General features: G+C 60.0%; 14 protein-coding genes. 7 read left to right on the top strand and 7 right to left on the bottom strand.

The annotated features are described in order from the left end of the window. The first annotated feature begins 274 nt into the window (after positions 1-274). On the top strand, positions 275-1,138 hold the full coding sequence (locus LOY36_RS21185) for a DMT family transporter (RefSeq protein WP_258670740.1): 864 nt from the start codon (positions 275-277) through the stop codon (positions 1,136-1,138). A 67-nt stretch (positions 1,139-1,205) separates the two neighbouring features. Here the strand turns inward: LOY36_RS21185 and LOY36_RS21180 are convergent, their stop codons facing one another. Next, a complete protein-coding gene (locus LOY36_RS21180; RefSeq protein WP_258670737.1) occupies positions 1,206-2,114 on the bottom strand; it encodes a DMT family transporter in 909 nt (302 codons plus the stop codon). A gap of 178 nt (positions 2,115-2,292) precedes the next feature. Between LOY36_RS21180 and aceK the strand changes: the two genes are divergently transcribed. The 5 genes from aceK (at position 2,293) to LOY36_RS21155 (ending at position 10,489) form a co-directional block, all read left to right on the top strand. Continuing rightward, positions 2,293-4,014 (top strand): bifunctional isocitrate dehydrogenase kinase/phosphatase, encoded by a 1,722-nt coding sequence (gene aceK / locus LOY36_RS21175; protein ID WP_258670734.1) that lies wholly within the window; start codon positions 2,293-2,295, stop codon positions 4,012-4,014. 199 nt (positions 4,015-4,213) lie between these two features. Then, complete coding sequence (hrpA, locus tag LOY36_RS21170) at positions 4,214-8,125, top strand: ATP-dependent RNA helicase HrpA (protein WP_258670731.1); 3,912 nt, start codon at positions 4,214-4,216, stop codon at positions 8,123-8,125. A 251-nt stretch (positions 8,126-8,376) separates the two neighbouring features. Next, the gene (locus tag LOY36_RS21165; RefSeq protein WP_019648021.1) at positions 8,377-9,498 is read left to right on the top strand and encodes a beta-ketoacyl-ACP synthase III; all 1,122 of its coding nucleotides are present in this window, start codon (positions 8,377-8,379) and stop codon (positions 9,496-9,498) included. Positions 9,499-9,644: 146 nt separating this feature from the next. Beyond that, positions 9,645-10,259, top strand: coding sequence for an RNA polymerase sigma factor (locus tag LOY36_RS21160; protein WP_258670728.1), 615 nt, complete (start codon positions 9,645-9,647; stop codon positions 10,257-10,259). Beyond that, positions 10,253-10,489 (top strand): anti-sigma factor, encoded by a 237-nt coding sequence (locus LOY36_RS21155; protein WP_007934080.1) that lies wholly within the window; start codon positions 10,253-10,255, stop codon positions 10,487-10,489. Before LOY36_RS21160 ends, LOY36_RS21155 begins: the two co-directional genes overlap by 7 nt. Positions 10,490-10,620: 131 nt before the next feature. Here the strand turns inward: LOY36_RS21155 and LOY36_RS21150 are convergent, their stop codons facing one another. Beyond that, positions 10,621-11,943 carry a putative porin gene (locus tag LOY36_RS21150; protein WP_018926736.1) on the bottom strand — a complete coding sequence of 441 codons (1,323 nt, stop codon included), beginning with the start codon at positions 11,941-11,943 and terminating at the stop codon, positions 10,621-10,623. A gap of 278 nt (positions 11,944-12,221) precedes the next feature. On the opposite strand from LOY36_RS21150, the gene LOY36_RS21145 reads away from it, so the two are divergent. Beyond that, complete coding sequence (locus LOY36_RS21145; protein WP_258670725.1) at positions 12,222-13,346, top strand: GNAT family N-acetyltransferase; 1,125 nt, start codon at positions 12,222-12,224, stop codon at positions 13,344-13,346. 34 nt (positions 13,347-13,380) lie between these two features. Here the strand turns inward: LOY36_RS21145 and aqpZ are convergent, their stop codons facing one another. The 5 genes from aqpZ to LOY36_RS21120 form a co-directional block, all read right to left on the bottom strand. After that, positions 13,381-14,079: an aquaporin Z gene (aqpZ, locus tag LOY36_RS21140; RefSeq protein ID WP_018926734.1), complete on the bottom strand. Its 699-nt coding sequence runs from the start codon at positions 14,077-14,079 to the stop codon at positions 13,381-13,383. Positions 14,080-14,319: 240 nt separating this feature from the next. Further along, positions 14,320-16,152 carry an ABC transporter ATP-binding protein gene (locus LOY36_RS21135; RefSeq protein ID WP_258670722.1) on the bottom strand — a complete coding sequence of 611 codons (1,833 nt, stop codon included), beginning with the start codon at positions 16,150-16,152 and terminating at the stop codon, positions 14,320-14,322. A gap of 88 nt (positions 16,153-16,240) precedes the next feature. Continuing rightward, a complete protein-coding gene (locus tag LOY36_RS21130) occupies positions 16,241-16,804 on the bottom strand; it encodes a peptidylprolyl isomerase (protein WP_258670719.1) in 564 nt (187 codons plus the stop codon). Between the two features lie 3 nt (positions 16,805-16,807). After that, positions 16,808-17,611 (bottom strand): alpha/beta fold hydrolase, encoded by an 804-nt coding sequence (locus LOY36_RS21125; RefSeq protein ID WP_258670717.1) that lies wholly within the window; start codon positions 17,609-17,611, stop codon positions 16,808-16,810. 14 nt (positions 17,612-17,625) lie between these two features. After that, positions 17,626-18,549 carry a LysR family transcriptional regulator gene (locus LOY36_RS21120; protein ID WP_007934048.1) on the bottom strand — a complete coding sequence of 308 codons (924 nt, stop codon included), beginning with the start codon at positions 18,547-18,549 and terminating at the stop codon, positions 17,626-17,628. Position 18,550: the final 1 nt, after the last annotated feature.

Raw genomic sequence — 18,550 nt, 5'->3', positions numbered from 1 at the left:
AAAAAAGATCAGCCCATGCCAGCTTCCCTTATCAACGCGGTAGTCGATTCAGCGGTCAACGCTGGCGTCGTGCCGTGCGGGAATCAGCAGCCTGCGCAGATCAGTCATTACCCTCCACCTGTCAGTAGCACGCCGGTGTGCGTCGTCGTATCACCGCCAGGCGTTGGCTTCTCGGGCTGATCAGCTTTTTCCGCTGTCCCCCTGTGCCCGTCTGAAAACGACTGAATTTCAGCTTCGGCTGAGTTGGCTTTTTGCCTGACTACAGGTGGTATTCATGTTTGTCCTTTCGAAAAAGTCCGCGCTTGCGGCGGCGTCCACGTGCCTGTTCGTTCTGCTGTGGAGCAGCGGGGCGATTTTCTCCAAATGGGGGCTGGCCCACGCCTCACCCTTTGCCTTTCTGCTGGTTCGCTTCGCCATCGCCTTATGCGGGTTGGTGCTGCTGGTGCCGTTGCTCAAGCTGAAGCAGCCCAAGGGCGGCAAGCCGATGTTGTATGCGATGGCAACGGGCGTGGTGTTGCTGGGGGCTTATCAGATTTTCTACTTGCTGGCCCTCGACTCGAACGTCACGCCGGGGGTGATGGCAACCATCATGGGCGTTCAACCGATTCTCACCGTAGTGATCATGGAGCGGCACCGATCAATAAGCCGAATGTTCGGCCTGGCGCTGGGCTTGGCCGGGTTGATCATGGTGGTCTATCAGGGCATTGGGTTGGCAGGCATGTCGTTGGCCGGGATGCTCTGCGGACTGTTAGCACTGGCGAGCATGACGTTCGGTTCGATCATGCAGAAACGCATCACCGACAATCCTCTCGGCACACTGCCGGTGCAGTACCTGGCCGGGCTGTTGCTGTGCGGGGTGTTTGTGCCGTTCCAGCCGTTTCACGTCGAACGCAGCACAGGGTTCATTGTGCCGGTGTTGTGGATGGGGTTGGTGGTATCGGTGCTGGCGACGCTGCTGCTGTATCGGCTGATTGCCCGGGGCAATTTGGTGAATGTCACCAGTCTGTTTTATCTGGTACCGGCGGTGACTGCGGTGATGGATTACCTGATATTCGGCAACCGGCTGGCGGCGTTGAGCCTGCTGGGCATGGGGCTGATCATTGTCGGTCTGGTGTTTGTGTTCCGTAAGACTGCTTGAAACAAACAAGGCCCGGGGCATGAGCTCCGGGCCTTGTAGGTGATCCGACTTGCCTGCGAAGGCGGTTTTATCGGGCAACCACCTCAACCGGCTTCACTACCGCCGGCTTCAACACCAGCCACAACGCCGCCGCAATCAACACTCCGCCATAGAGGTGCGCCATCGACAGTGGCTCATCCAGCAACAGCGCGCCCCACAACACCCCGAACGGTGGAATCATGAAGGTCACGGTCATCGACTTCACCGGGCCGATCGAGCTGAGCAAACGGAAGTAAACGATGTAGGCAAACGCGGTGCAGCCCAAGCCCAATCCCAGCAACGACAACCAGACACTCCAGCCGCCCCAGCTCGCCGGTGGCTGGTTGATCACGCTGTAGCCGAACAGCGGCAGCAAAAACAAGGTGGCGCCGAGCATGCTGCCCAGGGCCGACAGGCGACTGTCGAGGCCGCCGGCCTGGTCGAGCCAGCGGCGGGCGAGGAAGCCGGCAAAGCCATAGCAGGTGGTGGCCATCAGGCACGCCAGTGCGCCCATCAGCAGTTGCATATCGAACGCCACCGGACCTGCGCGGGTGAGGATGCCGACGCCGAACAGGCCGAGAAACACCCCGCAGACCTTCGCTCCGGTGAGTTTTTCACTGAAGAACAACCCGCCGATCAACACGCCCATCAACGGCGTGGTGGCGTTGAAAATCGCCGAATAGCCGGCCGGCAGCACTTGCGCGGCCACGGAATAGAGCGTCGCCGGAACCCCGGAGTTGATTACTCCGAGCAGCATCACCGTCTTGAGTTTGCCTTTGAAATCCCAGCTGATACGCAGCAGCCCGACGATCACCAGCAGCCCGACAGCGGCGATCGATACACGGAAAAAGGCAGTGGGGATTGTGCCAATCACTGGGGCGATAATGCGCATGAACAAGAAGCTCGCACCCCAGATAGCCGCCAACGACAGCAAACGAAAAATATCGACAGGGCTCACGGTGCACTCCTCTTGATGGGGACGAGAGTGTTGCCGAGTGCCTTATCGATGGCAACCGAAAAACGAGCATTGAATTCGCCGGTCGCGACAGCGCGGGTCTGGCTCGAAAATTAGGCTTTTCCTGCACCCGGTTCACTGGATAAGCTCAGCCTTCCGGAATATCCGCAGAGGTTCCATCATGCCGCAGCAATGGCCAGCCGCCGACATCGCCCGAATGATCCTCGATGGCTTTGACGATTACCGCGAGCATTTCCGTCAGATCACCGACGGTGCCCGAGGCCGCTTCGAGCAAGCCCAGTGGCAGGCGACACAAGTCGCGTCGGCGGCGCGGATCAACCTCTACGAAGAGAAAGTCGGCGAAACGGTCGGGCGCCTGCATCAGTCGTTCGCCGCCGATGTGCTGATGGACGTCAGCAGCTGGCCGTTGGTCAAAAGCGCCTATATCAGCCTGATCGACCTGCGCTTCGACGATGAACTGTCCGAGACCTGGTACAACTCGATTTTCTGCGGGCTGTTCAGCCACGACCTGATCAGCGATGGCTGCATGTTCATCCACACTACGCGGCCGAGTTTGCGCCGCGCCCGGGCGGCACAAACCCGCACTTACAAGCCCCATGGCCAGTTGTCGGGCATGCTCGCGAGCATCTTTACCGACTTCCGCTTCAGCGAGGACTACGCCGATTTGCCCGGCGACCTGCGCCGCCTCGAAGCGCAACTGCGCGAGAACCTGCCGGACTGGGTCTGCAAGGACCCGGAACTGAGTGTCGAGCTGTTTTCCTCGGTGCTCTACCGCAACAAGGGCGCCTATCTGGTGGGGCGCATTTATACTCAGGACGATCAATGGCCACTGGTGATTCCGCTGCTGCATCGCGAAGGCCGGGGCATCCAGATCGATGCCTTGATCACCGACGAGGCGGAGGTGTCGATCATCTTCTCCTTCACCCGTTCGTACTTCATGGTCGATGTGCCGGTACCGGCGGAGTTCATCGGCTTTCTCAAACGCATCCTGCCAGGCAAACACATCGCCGAGCTGTACACCTCGATCGGCTTCTACAAGCATGGCAAGTCCGAGTTCTACCGGGCGCTGATCAATCACCTGGCCAACACCGACGACCAGTTCATCATGGCCCCCGGCGTGCGCGGGATGGTCATGAGCGTGTTTACCCTGCCGGGCTTCAACACCGTATTCAAAATCATCAAGGACCGCTTCTCGCCGTCGAAAAACGTTGACCGTGCCACGGTGATCGAAAAGTATCGCCTGGTGAAAAGCGTCGACCGGGTCGGGCGCATGGCCGACACCCAGGAGTTCGCCGACTTCCGTTTCCCCCTGAGCAAGTTTGAGCCGGCATGCCTGGAAGAACTGCTTGAAGTGGCGCCGTCCACGGTGTCGGTGGAAGGCGATACGGTGCTGATTCGTCACTGCTGGACCGAACGCCGGATGACGCCGTTGAACCTTTATCTGGAACACGCCAACGAAGCGCAGGTGCGCGAGGCGCTGGAAGATTATGGCCTGGCGATCAAGCAACTGGCGGCGGCGAACATTTTCCCCGGCGACATGCTGCTGAAAAACTTTGGCGTCACCCGTCATGGTCGCGTGGTGTTTTATGACTACGACGAAATTTGCTTCCTGACCGAAGCCAACTTCCGCCACATCCCGCAACCGCGCACACCGGAAGACGAAATGGCCTCCGAACCGTGGTACTCGATCGGGCCACTGGATGTGTTCCCCGAGGAGTTTCCACCGTTCCTGTTTGCCGATTCCGGGCAGCGAAAGTTGTTCGATCAGTTGCACGGCGAGCTGTACAACGCCGATTACTGGAAGGGGCTGCAGGAAGCGATTCGGGCGGGGAAGGTGATTGATGTGTTTCCGTATCGGCGCAAGGGCCTGGATAACGAATAACATTACTCCCCTGTAGGAGCTGTCGAGTGAAACGAGGCTGCGATCCTTTGATCTTGTCTTTAAAAATCAAAATCAAAATCAAAATCAAAAGATCGCAGCCTCGTTTCACTCGACAGCTCCTACAGTAGAACCACCCGCAATCCCTGCCAAATCTGCGACAATCCGCCTCCTGCGCCACTAGACGACTTTTGCGTACCTGATGACTGACGAATCGCCTTCCATCGACAAACTGCTGAAAAACCTCGATCACGCCATGCTCGCCGACCGCCACCGGCTGCGGCGGCAGTTGCTTGAGCTGCGCAAGAAACCTGACGAGGCCAAGCTGGCCCAGTGGGTGACGCGCACGCAGGCGTCCTGTGATCAGGTGTTGGCGCGGCGCGCCAGCCTGCCGGTGATTCGTTACGACGACAGCCTGCCGATCGCCGCCAAGCGCGACGAAATCAAAGCGGCGTTGCTCAAACATCAGGTGCTGATCATTGCCGGCGAAACCGGTTCGGGTAAAACCACCCAGTTGCCGAAGATTTGCCTGGAAATCGGTCGCGGCCAGCACGGCCTGATCGGCCACACCCAGCCGCGTCGAATCGCCGCCCGCAGCGTGGCGAGCCGGGTCGCTGAAGAGTTGGCGACACCTTTGGGTGCGCTGGTCGGCTATCAGGTGCGGTTCGAGGATCAGAGCGATGCCAACACCCTGATCAAACTGATGACCGACGGCATCCTGCTGGCGGAAACCCAGAACGACCGCTACCTCGAACGCTACGACACGATCATCGTCGACGAAGCCCACGAACGCAGCCTGAACATCGACTTCCTGCTCGGTTACCTGAAAACCCTGCTGCCCCGTCGTCCGGACCTGAAGGTCATCATCACCTCGGCCACCATCGACCTGGAGCGCTTCTCCAAGCACTTCGACGATGCGCCGATTGTCGAAGTCTCCGGCCGCACCTTCCCGGTGGAAACCTGGTATCGCCCGCTGACCCTGGAGCAGGACGAGGAGGGCAACCGTGTCGAGGATGACCTGACCGTGGATCAGGCGATCCTCGCGACCCTCGACGAAATCGCCGCGTTCGAACGCAGTGAGCGCAAGAGCCCCGGCGACGTGCTGGTGTTCCTGCCCGGCGAGCGCGAGATTCGTGACGCGGCGGACATGCTGCGCAAGGCTCAGCTCAAGCACACCGAGATTCTGCCGTTGTACGCACGGCTGTCGCCGGCCGAGCAGCAGCGGATTTTCCAGTCGCATCCGGGGCGTCGAGTGGTTCTGGCGACCAACGTTGCGGAAACCTCGCTGACGGTGCCGGGCATTCGTTACGTGATCGACAGCGGCACCGCGCGCATCAGTCGCTACAGCTACCGCGCCAAGGTCCAGCGTTTGCCGATCGAAGCGATTTCCCAGGCCAGTGCCAACCAGCGTAAAGGTCGCTGCGGGCGGGTCGAGCCGGGTATCTGCGTGCGCTTGTACAGCGAAGAAGATTTCATCGGTCGGCCGGAATTCACCGACCCGGAGATCCTGCGGACCAACCTCGCGGCGGTGATTTTGCAGATGCTCCATCTGCGTCTCGGCGAGATCACTGATTTCCCGTTTATCGAACCGCCGGATGGCAAGGCCATCAGCGACGGTTTCAACCTGTTGCAAGAACTCTCGGCGGTGGATCGCAACAGCCAGCTGACCCCGCTCGGTCGGCAACTGGCGCGACTGCCAGTGGACCCACGCATGGGCCGCATGCTGCTGGAAGCGGCGAAACTCGGCAGCTTGCAGGAAGTGCTGATTGTCGCCAGCGCCATGTCGATCCAGGACCCGCGCGAGCGCCCGCCGGAGCGTCAGCAAGCCGCCGATCAGGCCCACGCCCAGTGGAAAGACGTGGACTCGGACTTCGCCGGGCTGGTCAATCTGTGGCGAGGTTTTGAAGAACAACGCCAAGCCCTGACGGCCAGTCCGCTGCGCAACTGGTGCCGCAAGAATTTCCTCAATTACCTGCGCCTGCGCGAGTGGCGCGACTCCCATCGCCAGTTGAGCCTGATCTGCCGCGATATGCAGCTGAGCCTCAACAAAGAGCCGGCGGATTACCCGAAACTGCACAAAGCCGTGCTTTCGGGTTTGCTCAGCCAGATCGGCCAGAAAACCGAAGACGGCGATTACCTCGGCGCCCGTCAGCGACGCTTCTGGATTCACCCATCCTCAGGCCTGGGCAAGAAGCGCCCGCAATGGCTGATGACCGCCGAGCTGGTGGAAACCACCAAGCTTTACGCGCGGATGGTCGCCAAGATCGACGCCGACTGGATCGAGCCGCTAGCCGGGCACCTGATCAAGAAAAATCACTTCGAACCCCATTGGGAGAAGAGGCGTGGACAGGTGGTGGCCTTCGAGCAAATCACCCTGTTCGGGCTGATCGTGGTCGGACGCCGGCCGGTGCATTACGGCCCGGTCGACCCGGTGGTGTCCCGCGAATTGTTTATCCGCGAAGCCTTGGTGCGCGGCGAGATTCAATCCAAAGCCAAGTGCCTGACAGCCAACAAGCAACTGCTGGAACAGCTAGACGAACTGGAAGCCAAGGCGCGCCGCCGGGACATTCTGGCCGACGAAGAAACCCTGTTCGCCTTCTACGATGCGCGCCTGCCGGCGGAGATCCATCAGACCGCGACCTTCGACAGTTGGTATCGGATCAACAGCCAGAAAGACCCGCAGCTGCTGATCATGCGCGAAGAAGACGTGCTGGCCCGCGAAGCCAGTGAAGTCACCGCCGCGCATTACCCCGACACCCTGCACATCGGCGACCTGGAACTGGCGCTGAGTTATCACTTCGAGCCCAACCATCCGCGTGACGGCGTGACCTTGCGCGTACCCGCACCGCTGTTGCCGATGCTGCCGCCGGAACGCCTGGAATGGCTGGTGCCGGGCGTGATCGAGGCCAAGTGCATTGCGCTGGTGCGCAACCTGCCCAAGGCCCTGCGCAAGAATTTCGTGCCGGTGCCGGATTTCGTCAAAGCCGCGATGCAGCGCATGACTTTTGGCGAGGGCTCATTGCCTCTGGCGCTGGGCCGCGAGTTATTGCGCATGACCGGCGCGCGGGTCAGCGATGAGGCCTGGGCCGAAGCGTCGCAGCAGGTCGAAAGCCATTTGCGAATGAACCTGGAAATCGTCGACGGCCAGGGCAAGTTCCTTGGCGAAGGGCGTGATCTGGCGGAGTTGACCGCACGCTTTGCCGAGGCCAGTCAGGCCGCCTTGGCCGTGCCGCAAACCGCGAAAAGTCAGCAACCGGTGGAGGCGAAGGTCTTTGCCGCCGTCGCCGAGAAAACCCAACAGAAGATTGCCGGGCTGTCGATGACGGTGTATCCGGCGCTGGTGGAAGAGGGCGGTACAGTCAAGGAAGGACGTTTCTCGACCCCGGCCGAAGCCGAGTTCCAGCATCGCCGGGCCTTGCAGCGCTTGCTGATGCAACAACTGGCGGAGCCGGCGAAGTTCTTGCGCGGCAAGTTGCCGGGGCTGACCGAGTTGGGCCTGATGTACCGCGAACTGGGGCGCATCGACAGCCTGGTGGAAGACATTCTGCTGGCCAGTCTGGACAGTTGCATCCTCGACGGTGAAGAGCCGTTGCCACGCGATGGCGCTGGATTGGCATCCCTGGCCGAGCGCAAACGTGGCGCCTGGACCGAGCACGCCGAACGTCTGGCCAGGCTGACTTTGGAGATTCTCAAGCACTGGCACGGCCTGCAAAAACGCTTCAAGGGCAAGATCGACCTGGCACAAGCCGTGGCCTTGAACGACATCAAGCAGCAGCTCAGCCATCTGGTGTACCCGGGATTCGTGCGGGAAACGCCGATGCTGTGGCTCAAGGAACTGCCGCGTTATCTCAAGGCCGTCGAGCAGCGTTTCGAGAAACTCGGCGCACAGGTGCAGAAGGACCGGGTCTGGAGCGGAGAATTGTCCGGGCTCTGGACCCAATACCAGACCCGTGCCAACAAACACGCTCAGGAAGGCAAACGCGATCCGCAGCTGGAGCTGTATCGCTGGTGGCTGGAGGAGTACCGGGTTTCGCTGTTCGCGCAGCAATTGGGAACCAAGGTGCCGATCTCCGACAAGCGCTTGAGCAAGCAATGGAGCCAGGTCGAGGCATAAACCCGATCTCCTTGAGCCTCTGCGGTCTACTGTAGGTATTGCATTACATCGCTTGGCAAAAGGGGCCAAAAGCCAGCGTTTATGGCAAACTTCGCGCCTATAAACGCCGGCCCCGCGGTTTTGAGCCTTCCGGGCCTGGGCGGATCGGAATAAAGCGATGCCAGGTTTGCGTCTGGAACCTGGAATAGACCCTTTGTGTGTTGGTACGTCGGTGCCAGCGCTTTCTGCCTGAACGGATTAGAGAAACGACCATGCATAACGTCGTCATCAGCGGCACCGGCCTATACACCCCGGCCAACAGCATCTCCAACGAAGAGCTGGTGCAGTCTTTCAACGCTTACGTCGCGCAGTTCAACGCCGACAACGCCGAGGCCATTGAGCGCGGCGAAATCCAGGCATTGACCGAATCCAGCGCAGCGTTTATCGAAAAAGCCTCCGGCATCAAAAGCCGCTTTGTCATGGACAAAGAGGGCATCCTCGACCCGCAACGCATGGCGCCACGCTTGCCCGAGCGCTCCAACGACGAGTGGTCGGTGCTGTGCCAGATGGCCATTGGCGCGGCCGAGCAAGCCTTGCAGCGTGCCGGCAAGACCGCCGCTGACATCGACGGTGTAATCGTCGCCTGCTCCAACCTGCAGCGCGCCTACCCGGCCATCGCCATCGAAGTTCAGGAAGCACTGGGTATCCAGGGTTTCGGTTACGACATGAACGTGGCGTGCTCCTCGGCAACCTTCGGCATCCAGGCCGCCGCCAACAGTGTGCAACTGGGCCAGGCCCGGGCGATCCTGATGGTTAACCCGGAAGTCTGCACCGGTCACCTGAATTTCCGTGACCGCGACAGCCACTTCATCTTCGGCGACGCCGCCACTGCGGTGATCATCGAGCGCGCCGACCTGGCGACGTCCAAGTACCAGTTCGACGTGGTCAGCACCAAACTGCTGACCAAGTTCTCCAACAACATCCGCAACAACTTCGGCTTCCTCAACCGCGCCGCGGAAGAGGGCATCGGTGCCCCCGACAAGCTGTTCGTCCAGGAAGGCCGCAAGGTGTTCCGCGATGTCTGCCCGATGGTCGCCGAGCTGATCGCCACGCACCTGGAAGAAAACCAGCTCAACGTCAGTGACGTGAAGCGTTTCTGGCTGCACCAGGCCAATCTCAGCATGAACCACCTGATCGTCAAGAAGCTGCTGGGCCGCGAAGCTACCGAAGCAGAAGCCCCGGTGATTCTCGATACTTACGCCAACACCAGCTCTGCCGGTTCGGTGATTTCGTTCCACAAGAATCAGGACGATCTGGTCAGTGGTTCGCTGGCCGTACTGAGCTCGTTCGGCGCTGGTTACTCGATTGGCAGCGTGATTCTGCGCAAGCGCTGATATAGCCTGAAAAGATCGCAGCCTGCGGCAGCTCCTACAGCATTGGATTTCAACCCGGTATCGTGGTTGGATACGATCGAACTGTAGGAGCTGCCGAAGGCTGCGATCTTTTTTTGTGTCCCCACTGATTCGGACAAGAGGCATCAATGGCTGCTGCTGACGACACCCTATTGCTCGAACGCCTGCTGACGGGCGAGCAGAAGGCTTTCAAGGAACTGGTCAGTACTTACCAGAGCGCCATGCGTGCGGTGGCTTATGCGATCGTCGGTAACCGGCATGCCGACGAAGTGGTGCAGGACGCATGGCTGTCAGTAGTGCGTAATCTGGGCGGGTTCGAGGGGCGTTCGAGTCTCAAGACCTGGCTGCTGACCATCACCGCCAACTCGGCCAAGAGTCGCTACAAGCAAAACCGCCGGGAAGTGTTGCTCGATGACCTGCCGTCGCCTCACGGTACGATCGATGACGATCGTTTTTCATCGAGTGATGGTCATTGGCTGGTGGCGCCGTTCGCCTGGCATCAGGACACGCCAGAGGCGCTGTTGACTGAAAACGAACTGCGCGAATGCCTGGAACACACATTGCTCAGCCTGTCGGAACTGCAAAGCAGTGTCTTGCTGTTGCGCGAGCGACAGGGGCTGGAGTTGGAAGAGATCTGTAATCTTCTGGAAATCTCACTCTCCAATGTTCGTGTGCTGCTGCATCGGGCACGGTTGAAGGTCTTTGCGACCGTAGAACATTTTGAGGAAACCGGCGAATGCTGACCTGTAAGGAACAAGTGGCGCGCTCCAGTGATTATCTCGATGGCCAGTTGAGTTTTCGCGAGCGTCTGATGATGCGGCATCACTTGATGTTTTGCCCCAATTGTCGGCGATTCATTCGGCAGATGCGGTTGATGCAGGCGACCTTGCGGGTGATGCCGCAGAAACCGGTCGAGGATGTGGAGGCACTGGCCGAGCGGCTGGCGGCGCAGCGGCGTAAAGATCGTTCCTGAAGGAAAGCACAGGCCGGCGCGGGTGAAACGAACGGATGATGGGGATCGTTGCCCCGCGCCAGACTGTTGAACCTCTTCAAACGACACGACCGTATGTAAACCGCATCGTTTGAAGTGTATTGCTTCGCAGCTTAGAACTTCGCTTCTGCGTCCAGTTGCAGCGTGTTGGTGTTGGCATCACGCTGGGTACGGCTGGAGAAGTCGGCTTTGGTCAGGAAGTAAGTGGCACCGAGGGCGAAGTTCTTGTCGATGTCGTAACCGACTTTGAACTTGTGACCGCGAGAACCGGTGGTGCCGTTGGCGAAGTCCGAGTCGGTGAAGGCACCGACCACGGCGTTACGCTGCACGTCGCGGTAGTTGTAGTCGAGGTTGAAACCGAAGACTTTCGACTTGGCACCGACCAGCCAGGCAGTGTCCTGATCGGTCACGGCATCGTTGTTCTTCACATACTGGCCGTAGAACGACAGTGGCATCGGCAGGCCGCCGATATCGATCTGGCTGAAACCTTCGTACAGACGGAACTCGTTGTTGGCGGAGTTGCCGTTGACGGCCAGGGCGCACGGCGTGGACGTGCCGGTGCAACGGCTGTCTTCGTCGTTCTGGTAGGCATAGACGCTGCCGCCGACGGTCAGTTTCAGGTTGTCGGTGATGGCGAAACGGCTGCCCAACTGGCCGGCGGTCAGACGCAGGTCGTGACGAAATTGCACGCCTTCGCCGTCGACGTTGTCCTTGAGGTTGTAGTTGCCCAGGCTACCGAACAGTTCGGCACTGCTGCCCAGTGGGTATTTGTAGGTCACTGCCAGACCTTCCGGGTTGATGTCGCTGTCCCAGATCACATCACCCATGCTGACCCATGGTTGCAGCATCTTGCCGCCGATCACATGCAGGTTTTTGATGGCGTCCGGGTGGTAGTCGATGTAGCCCAGATCCAGCCAGATCTGCTTCTTGTCGAAGTAGTTGTCCATGTCCTGGTTGGTCGAGCGAGCATCGTCACCGCCGCCGGTGGCAATGCGGATGCCGGTGTCCACTTGCGGGTTGATTTCGCTGTAGGCACCCAGACGGGCGCGGATGCGTTGACGATCCTTGTCACGGCCACCGTTGTTGGGTTCGCCGTCGATCTTGACCGTTTCCTGGCGTACGCGAACGTCGCCCTTGAACTGGGTCTTGGCGGCCCAGGCCAGTTTCTGGTCGAAGGCGCTCAACTCGTTGGCTTTCTTCGCGGCGACCGCTATTTGTTCGTTGGTCTCTTGCTGCGCCTGCTGCGCGATTTGCTGAGCCTTCTGATCCTTGGCAAGTTCGGCTTGCAGTTCAACGTACTGCGCCTGGGAAATAGAACCGTTAGCCTTGAGCATGTCGAGCAGTTTGGCGTCGACTGCGGCACTGGCCGGAACACTCATGGCCAGCAACAGGCCACCACACAAGGCCGCCGCAGTTTTCGTGGAAGCAAGACGCATAGCAATCTCCGAAGATGAGAGGGATGGCTGAACCATCCTGGACACAACCGACAGTTGAAGGTCGGAAAACAGTGGCCGGGTAGAACCCGACGCTCTAAAAACAGGCGCCAGTATCGCGATGGTTTATGACAGGTCAGTGGCGAAGTGATGGCAGGTCGATGACGATACAAACGTTTCTGAAATGCCCGATTCAGAGCCTTGTATCGGATTGACGCGTGTGGATCGCCCTGCGATCGGCGATACTCGTGGAGCTGTCACGCCAAGATGTGGAGAGGAAAATGCCGCTGCAATGTCTGCATACACTGTCGCAAATCGCACCCTGTACCTGGGATGCCCTGGTGCCGGAGAATCAGCCGTTTCTGCGCCATGCGTTCCTCGGTTCACTGGAAGACAGCGGCAGTCTGGGCCCGCATTCCGGCTGGCAGCCCGAGCATCTGCTGCATGTCGAAGGCGAGCGCCTGATCGCCGCGCTGCCCAGTTACCGCAAATGGCATTCCTACGGCGAATACGTGTTCGACCATGCCTGGGCCGATGCCTGTGAGCGTGCGGGCATCGACTACTACCCCAAACTGTTGACGGCGGTGCCGTTCAGTCCGGTCAGCGGGCCGCGATTGCTGGCGGCGACGATCGAGGACGGTTTCGAACTCTTGCAGAGCCTGCCGGGTTATCTGGAGATAGAAAAACTTTCCAGCGCCCACATCAATTTCACCGATCCGTTCACCGACGCTGCATTGGCCGAACAGCCAGGCTGGTTGCAGCGCATTGGCTGTCAGTACCACTGGCAGAATCGTGATTACCGGGATTTTCAGGACTTTCTCGACGCCCTCAGTTCGCGTAAGCGCAAGCAAATGCGCAAGGAGCGTGAGCAAGTGGCAGGGCAGGGCATCGACTTCGAATGGCTGGAAGGCCGGCAGCTGACCCAGGCGCAGTGGGACTTCGTGTACGCCTGCTACGCCAATACCTACGCGGTGCGTCGGCAGACGCCTTACCTGACGCGGGAATTTTTCAGTCTGTTGGCCGAGCGCATGCCGGAGTCGATTCGCGTGGTGCTGGCCAAACAAGGTTCACGGCCGGTGGCCATGGCCTTCAGCCTGGTCGGCGGCGACAGCTTTTATGGTCGTTACTGGGGTTGCCTGGCGGAGTTCGATCGCCTGCACTTCGAGACCTGTTTCTATCAGGGTATGGATTACGCCATTGCCAACGGCTTTCAGCGTTTCGACGCCGGCGCTCAGGGCGAACACAAACTGATTCGTGGCTTTGAACCGGTGATCACCCATTCCTGGCATTACCTACGCCATCCGGGCTTGAAGTCGGCGGTGAAAGACTTCCTCGAGCGCGAACGCGTCGGGGTGCTGGGGTATGCAGAAGAGGCGAAGACCGCCTTGCCTTATCGACAAGGCTGAGCTTCGCCGTTGATTGCAGGCTCAGTCGCGCAGATTAACTGTCTTCTTTGCCCAGCCAGCGATACATCACACCACCGATGACCGCCCCCAGAATCGGCGCCAGCCAGAACAGCCACAGTTGTTGAATCGCCCATCCGCCGACAATCAGCGCCGGACCCGTACTGCGGGCCGGGTTGACCGAGGTGTTGGTGACCGGAATCGAGATCAGATGGATCAGGGTCAGCGCCAGGCCGATGGCGATGGGTGCCAGCCCGGCCGGGGCGCGTTTATCGGTGGCGCCGAGAATGATCAGGATGAACATGGCGGTCATCACCAGTTCACTGACAAACCCCGCCGCCATCGAGTAGCCACCTGGCGAGTGTTCGCCGTAGCCATTGGACGCCAGGCCGCTGGCCAGTTCGAAGCCGGGTTTGCCACTGGCAATGAAGTACAGCAAGGCCGCTGCGATGATCCCGCCAATCACCTGGGCGATGATGTAGGCGGGCAGTTCTTTGGCAGGGAAGCGTCCGCCGACGACCAGTCCGACCGAAACCGCAGGGTTTAGATGACAACCCGAGATGTGGCCGATGGCGAAGGCCATCGTCAGTACCGTCAAACCGAATGCCAGGGACACCCCCAGTAAACCGATCCCCACGTTTGGAAACGCTGCCGCCAGAACCGCACTGCCGCAACCCCCCAATACCAGCCAGAACGTACCTACCAATTCTGTAGCCGAACGTTTGAACAAAGACATAGCGAGTTTCCCTATCGAGATAACACTGTCGTTGTGCATCCAGCAGATGGACTTCGGAACCTCCAGTACCTTGGCTGAGTACAGCAGGATTTTTACGGAACTCCAGTGACCATAAAAAACCGCCAGAGCCCGTGGTTGGCGGGTTCTGGCGGTTTCTGGTGTTCTGCTGTGTGGTTGATGGCGCCAAGATCTTTTGATCTTTTGATCTTTTGATCTTTTGATCTTTTGATCTTCGCGGGCTCAATCGATCCCGACAAACCCGCCGGTCTGGTGCTGCCACAACCGCGCATACAAACCGCCATGGGCCAGCAGTTCGGCGTGGCTGCCGGTTTCGGCGATCTTGCCGTTTTCCAGCACCACCAACCGGTCCATCCGGGCAATGGTCGAGAGACGGTGAGCGATGGCGATCACGGTTTTGCCCTGCATCAGGGTTTCGAGGCTTTCCTGGATCGCTGCTTCGACTTCCGAGTCCAGCGCCGAGGTGGCTTCGTCCATGATCAGGATCGGCGCGTCCTTGAGCAGCACCCGGGCGATGGCAATCCGCTGACGCTGGCCGCCGGAGAGTTTCACCCCGCGCTCACCCACATGAGCATCGAAACCGGTGCGGCCTTCGGAGTCCGACAGCAGCGGGATGAACTCGTCGGCACGGGCCTTGTGCACCGCTTCCCAGAGTTCGGCGTCGGTGGCGTCGGGTTTGCCGTACAGCAAATTGTCGCGGATCGAACGGTGCAGCAGCGAGGTGTCCTGGGTGATCATGCCGATGCGTTCGCGCAGGCTTTCCTGCCCGACTTCGGCGATGTTCTGGCCGTCGATGAGGATCCGCCCGCCCTGCACGTCATACAGGCGCAGCAGCAGGTTGACCAACGTCGATTTGCCGGCGCCGGAGGGGCCGATCAGGCCGATTTTTTCGCCGGGCTTAATGGTCAGGTTGAGGCCGCCGATGATCCCGCTCTTCTTGCCGTAGTGGAAATCGACGTGTTCGAAACGCACCTCGCCACGGGCCACCGCCAAGGGTTTTGCCTGTTCGCGGTCGGTGACGCTGACTGGTTGGGCGATGGTCTGCAAACCGTCCTGGACCATGCCGATGTTTTCGAAAATGCCGTTGACCACCCACATGATCCAGCCGGACATGTTGACGATGCGGATCACCAGCCCGGTGGCCAAGGCAATCGCGCCCACGCTGATCAGCGACTGCGTCCACAGCCACAGGGCCAGCCCGGTGGTGCCGACGATCAAGAGGCCGTTCATGCTGGTGATGACCACGTCCATGCTGGTGACCACACGGCCGGCCAGTTGGGCTTTTTCGGTCTGTTCCGCGATGGCTTCGCGGGCGTACTGCTGTTCGAAGTTGGTGTGGGCGAACAGCTTGAGGGTAGTGATGTTGGTGTAGCCGTCGACGATCCGCCCCATGAGTTTGGAGCGTGCATCGGAGGACACCACCGAACGCTCTTTCACCCGCGGCACGAAGTAGTAGAGCGCGCCGATGTAGGCAGCGATCCAGATCAGCAGCGGGATCATCAAGCGCCAGTCGGCTTCGGCGAACAGCACCAGCGAGCTGATCGCGTAGATCAGCACGTGCCACAGCGCATCCACCGCTTGCACGGCAGAGTCGCGCAGGGAGTTGCCGGTTTGCATGATGCGTTGGGCGATGCGCCCGGCGAAGTCGTTCTGGAAGAAATTCAGGCTCTGTTTGAGCACGTAACTGTGGTTCTGCCAGCGGATCAGGCTGGTCATGCCGGGGCTCAAAGTCTGGTGCACCAGCATGTCATGCAGGGCGAGGAACAGCGGCCGCAGAATCAGCGCAACCGCCGCCATCCAGGCCAATTCCACGCCGTGGACCTTGAAGAAGTCGACGTTGGATGTGCTCTGGGTCAGGTCGATGATGCGACTCAGGTAGCTGAACAGCGCCACTTCGATCAGCGCGCCGAACAGGCCGACGACCAACAAAACGGCGAAGATTGGCCAGACCTGCTTCAGGTAGTAGGTATAGAAGGAGAGAACCCGGCTCGGTGGAGCCGCCGTCGGGGCATCGCGGAAAATGTCGATCAGTCTTTCGAAACGGCGATAAAGCATCGGTTCTCCGCCCGCGTACGGGCTCTCCTTTAAACGATATGAGCGGCGCCGGATATCGACCGGCCACCGCTCAAGACTGCCGGTGTACTCAGTCGATGCGCTTGGCCGACTTGATCAGCACCGGGTCGACAGGCACGTTCTGCATGCCTTGTTTGGTGGTGGTCTGAGAGTTGACGATGATGTCCACCACGTCCATGCCCTTGACCACTTTGGCGAAGACGGCGTAACCGGCGTCGCGACCCGGATCGAGGAAGGCGTTGTCGGCCACGTTGATGAAGAACTGGCTGGTGGCCGAATCCGGGTTCGAAGTACGCGCCATCGACAGTGTGCCACGCACGTTATGCAGGCCGTTGCTGGCTTCGTTTTTGATCGATGCCTTGGTTTCCTTCTGTTGCATCTGTGCAGTGAAACCACCGCCCTGAGCCATGAAACCTGGAATCACACGGTGAAAAATCGTGTTGTTGTAGAAGCCACTGTCGACGTACTCAAGGAAATTCTTGGTACTGATCGGCGCCTTGACCGGGTCCAGTTCGATTTCGATCTGGCCGTTGGTGGTCTCCAGCAGCACGTGCGGTGCCTTGGCCGGCGTGGCGGCCATCAGGTTGGCGGCAAACAGAACGGAGCCGGCGACGAGGGCGATTTTTTTCAGCATGGGTCAGTGATCCTGAGTGGTGATGTCGACTGCGGTGAGAAACTCGAGCAGGGTTTGGTTGAAACGTTCGGGTTGATCCAGCGGGGTGGCGTGGCGCGAATCGGCGATCACCACCAGCCGCGCATCGGGCAGCAGTTTTACATAGGTTTCTTTCAGCGCGACCGGGGTGTAGTCACGGTCGGCGCTGACGACGAGGGTTGGACACGAAACCCTGGAAAGTCGTTCCTGAACCCCCCAGCCAACGATGGCATCGAAGCTGGCGAGATAAGCATGTTTGTCGTTTCTTGCCCAGCGCGCCGCTATTTTTTGTCGTAACGAAGCTTGTTCCGGCTTGGGAAACAGTTTGGCGCCCAGGGCCTTGCCGATGGTGCCCATGCTCAGCACGCGCATCAGGCTCCAGCGTTTGAACCACTGCCAATAGTCGTTGCGGCTGCGCCGTTTGACCTCGGGCGCGCTGTTGACGATGCACAGACTCTTGAGCAGTTGCGGCTGGTCCACTGCCAGTTGAAAAGCGATCATGCCGCCCATCGAAAGCCCCACAAGATGAGCAGGGCCAAGGTTCAAGTGTTCGATCAGCGCGATCAGGTCGGCGCTGAACCCGGCGATGCTGTAACGCTCGCGGGGCTTGTCGGAGCGCCCGTGGCCGCGCACATCCGGCACGATCACCCGATGGTGGGCGGCGAGCGCCGGGATCTGCATTTCCCAGTCCAGGGTGCTGGAGCCCAACCCGTGAACCAGCAGCAACGGCGTGCCGTGACCATATTCCTCATAGTGCAGGTTGCAACCTTCATGTTCGAAATAGGCCATGGGTACACTCCGTGTCAGGCTTGTTCGGGCGCGGCGAAGGGCGCATCCAGCGGCGCGGTGTCAAAGGTGCGCAGCAGTTCGATGAGAATCTGCGTGGCCGGGCCCAAGGGTTTGTCCTTGTTCGAATACAGATAGAAACTCGGGTTGCGGCTTCCGCCCTGATCCAACGGTAGCACTTTGAGCGTGCCTTCTTTAAGTTCGCGCTCGATCATGTGCCGGGGTAGCCAGGCGAAGCCCAGACCGCTGCTGACGAAGGTCGCAGCAGTGGCCAGGCTGCCGACGGTCCAGCGCTGTTCGGCACCGAGCCAGCCGACATCTCGCGGTTGCTGACGGCCTGAGTCGCGGATCACCACTTGCATCTGAGTCTCCAGGTCCTGGAAGTTCAGTTCGCGGTTCAGACGATGCAGCGGGTGTTCGGGGTGGGCGACCGCGACGAATTCGACGTCGCTCAATTCCGCGCCAAGGTAACCGGGAATACTGAGACCGGTGATGGCCAGATCGGCCACGCCTTCAAGCAGGACCTCTTCGACACCCGATAACACTTCTTCGCGCAGCCGCACCCGGCAGCCACGACTTTGCGGCATGAACGCGGTCAAGGCGCGGACGAGGCGGGCGCTCGGGTACGCGGCGTCGACCACCAACCGCACCTCCGCTTCCCAGCCTTGTTCCATGTGGTGGGCCAGGTCTTCCAGTTGGCTGGCCTGTTTCACCAGTTGCCGGGAGCGGCGCAGCAGCACGCCGCCGGCCTCGGTGAGCACCGCTTTACGGCCATCGATGCGCAACAGCGGCACGCCGAGCTGGTCCTGCATGCGCGCGACGGTGTAGCTGACCGACGATTGCGAACGGTGCAGCACTTCGGCGGCCTGGGCGAAACCGCCGTGATCGACCACGGCCTGCAATGTTCGCCATTGATCAAGGGTCACGCGGGGCGCTTTCATG

Source organism: Pseudomonas sp. B21-019 (genome assembly GCF_024749225.1).
Taxonomy (GTDB): domain Bacteria; phylum Pseudomonadota; class Gammaproteobacteria; order Pseudomonadales; family Pseudomonadaceae; genus Aquipseudomonas.
The sequence above is the reverse complement of the archived record's forward strand: the minus strand, read 5'-3'. Positions and strand labels throughout refer to the sequence as shown.

Bases quoted from the DNA above. Each gene is read 5' to 3' on its own strand.
- LOY36_RS21145 (WP_258670725.1), top strand. From the start codon at position 12,222: ATGCCGCTGCAATGTCTGCATACACTGTCGCAAATCGCACCCTGTACC.
- LOY36_RS21160 (WP_258670728.1), top strand. From the start codon at position 9,645: ATGGCTGCTGCTGACGACACCCTATTGCTCGAACGCCTGCTGACGGGC.
- LOY36_RS21130 (WP_258670719.1), bottom strand. From the start codon at position 16,804: ATGCTGAAAAAAATCGCCCTCGTCGCCGGCTCCGTTCTGTTTGCCGCC.
- LOY36_RS21125 (WP_258670717.1), bottom strand. From the start codon at position 17,611: ATGGCCTATTTCGAACATGAAGGTTGCAACCTGCACTATGAGGAATAT.
- aceK (WP_258670734.1), top strand. From the start codon at position 2,293: ATGCCGCAGCAATGGCCAGCCGCCGACATCGCCCGAATGATCCTCGAT.
- LOY36_RS21120 (WP_007934048.1), bottom strand. From the start codon at position 18,549: ATGAAAGCGCCCCGCGTGACCCTTGATCAATGGCGAACATTGCAGGCC.
- LOY36_RS21155 (WP_007934080.1), top strand. From the start codon at position 10,253: ATGCTGACCTGTAAGGAACAAGTGGCGCGCTCCAGTGATTATCTCGAT.
- LOY36_RS21185 (WP_258670740.1), top strand. From the start codon at position 275: ATGTTTGTCCTTTCGAAAAAGTCCGCGCTTGCGGCGGCGTCCACGTGC.
- LOY36_RS21150 (WP_018926736.1), bottom strand. From the start codon at position 11,943: ATGCGTCTTGCTTCCACGAAAACTGCGGCGGCCTTGTGTGGTGGCCTG.
- LOY36_RS21135 (WP_258670722.1), bottom strand. From the start codon at position 16,152: ATGCTTTATCGCCGTTTCGAAAGACTGATCGACATTTTCCGCGATGCC.
- LOY36_RS21165 (WP_019648021.1), top strand. From the start codon at position 8,377: ATGCATAACGTCGTCATCAGCGGCACCGGCCTATACACCCCGGCCAAC.
- aqpZ (WP_018926734.1), bottom strand. From the start codon at position 14,079: ATGTCTTTGTTCAAACGTTCGGCTACAGAATTGGTAGGTACGTTCTGG.
- hrpA (WP_258670731.1), top strand. From the start codon at position 4,214: ATGACTGACGAATCGCCTTCCATCGACAAACTGCTGAAAAACCTCGAT.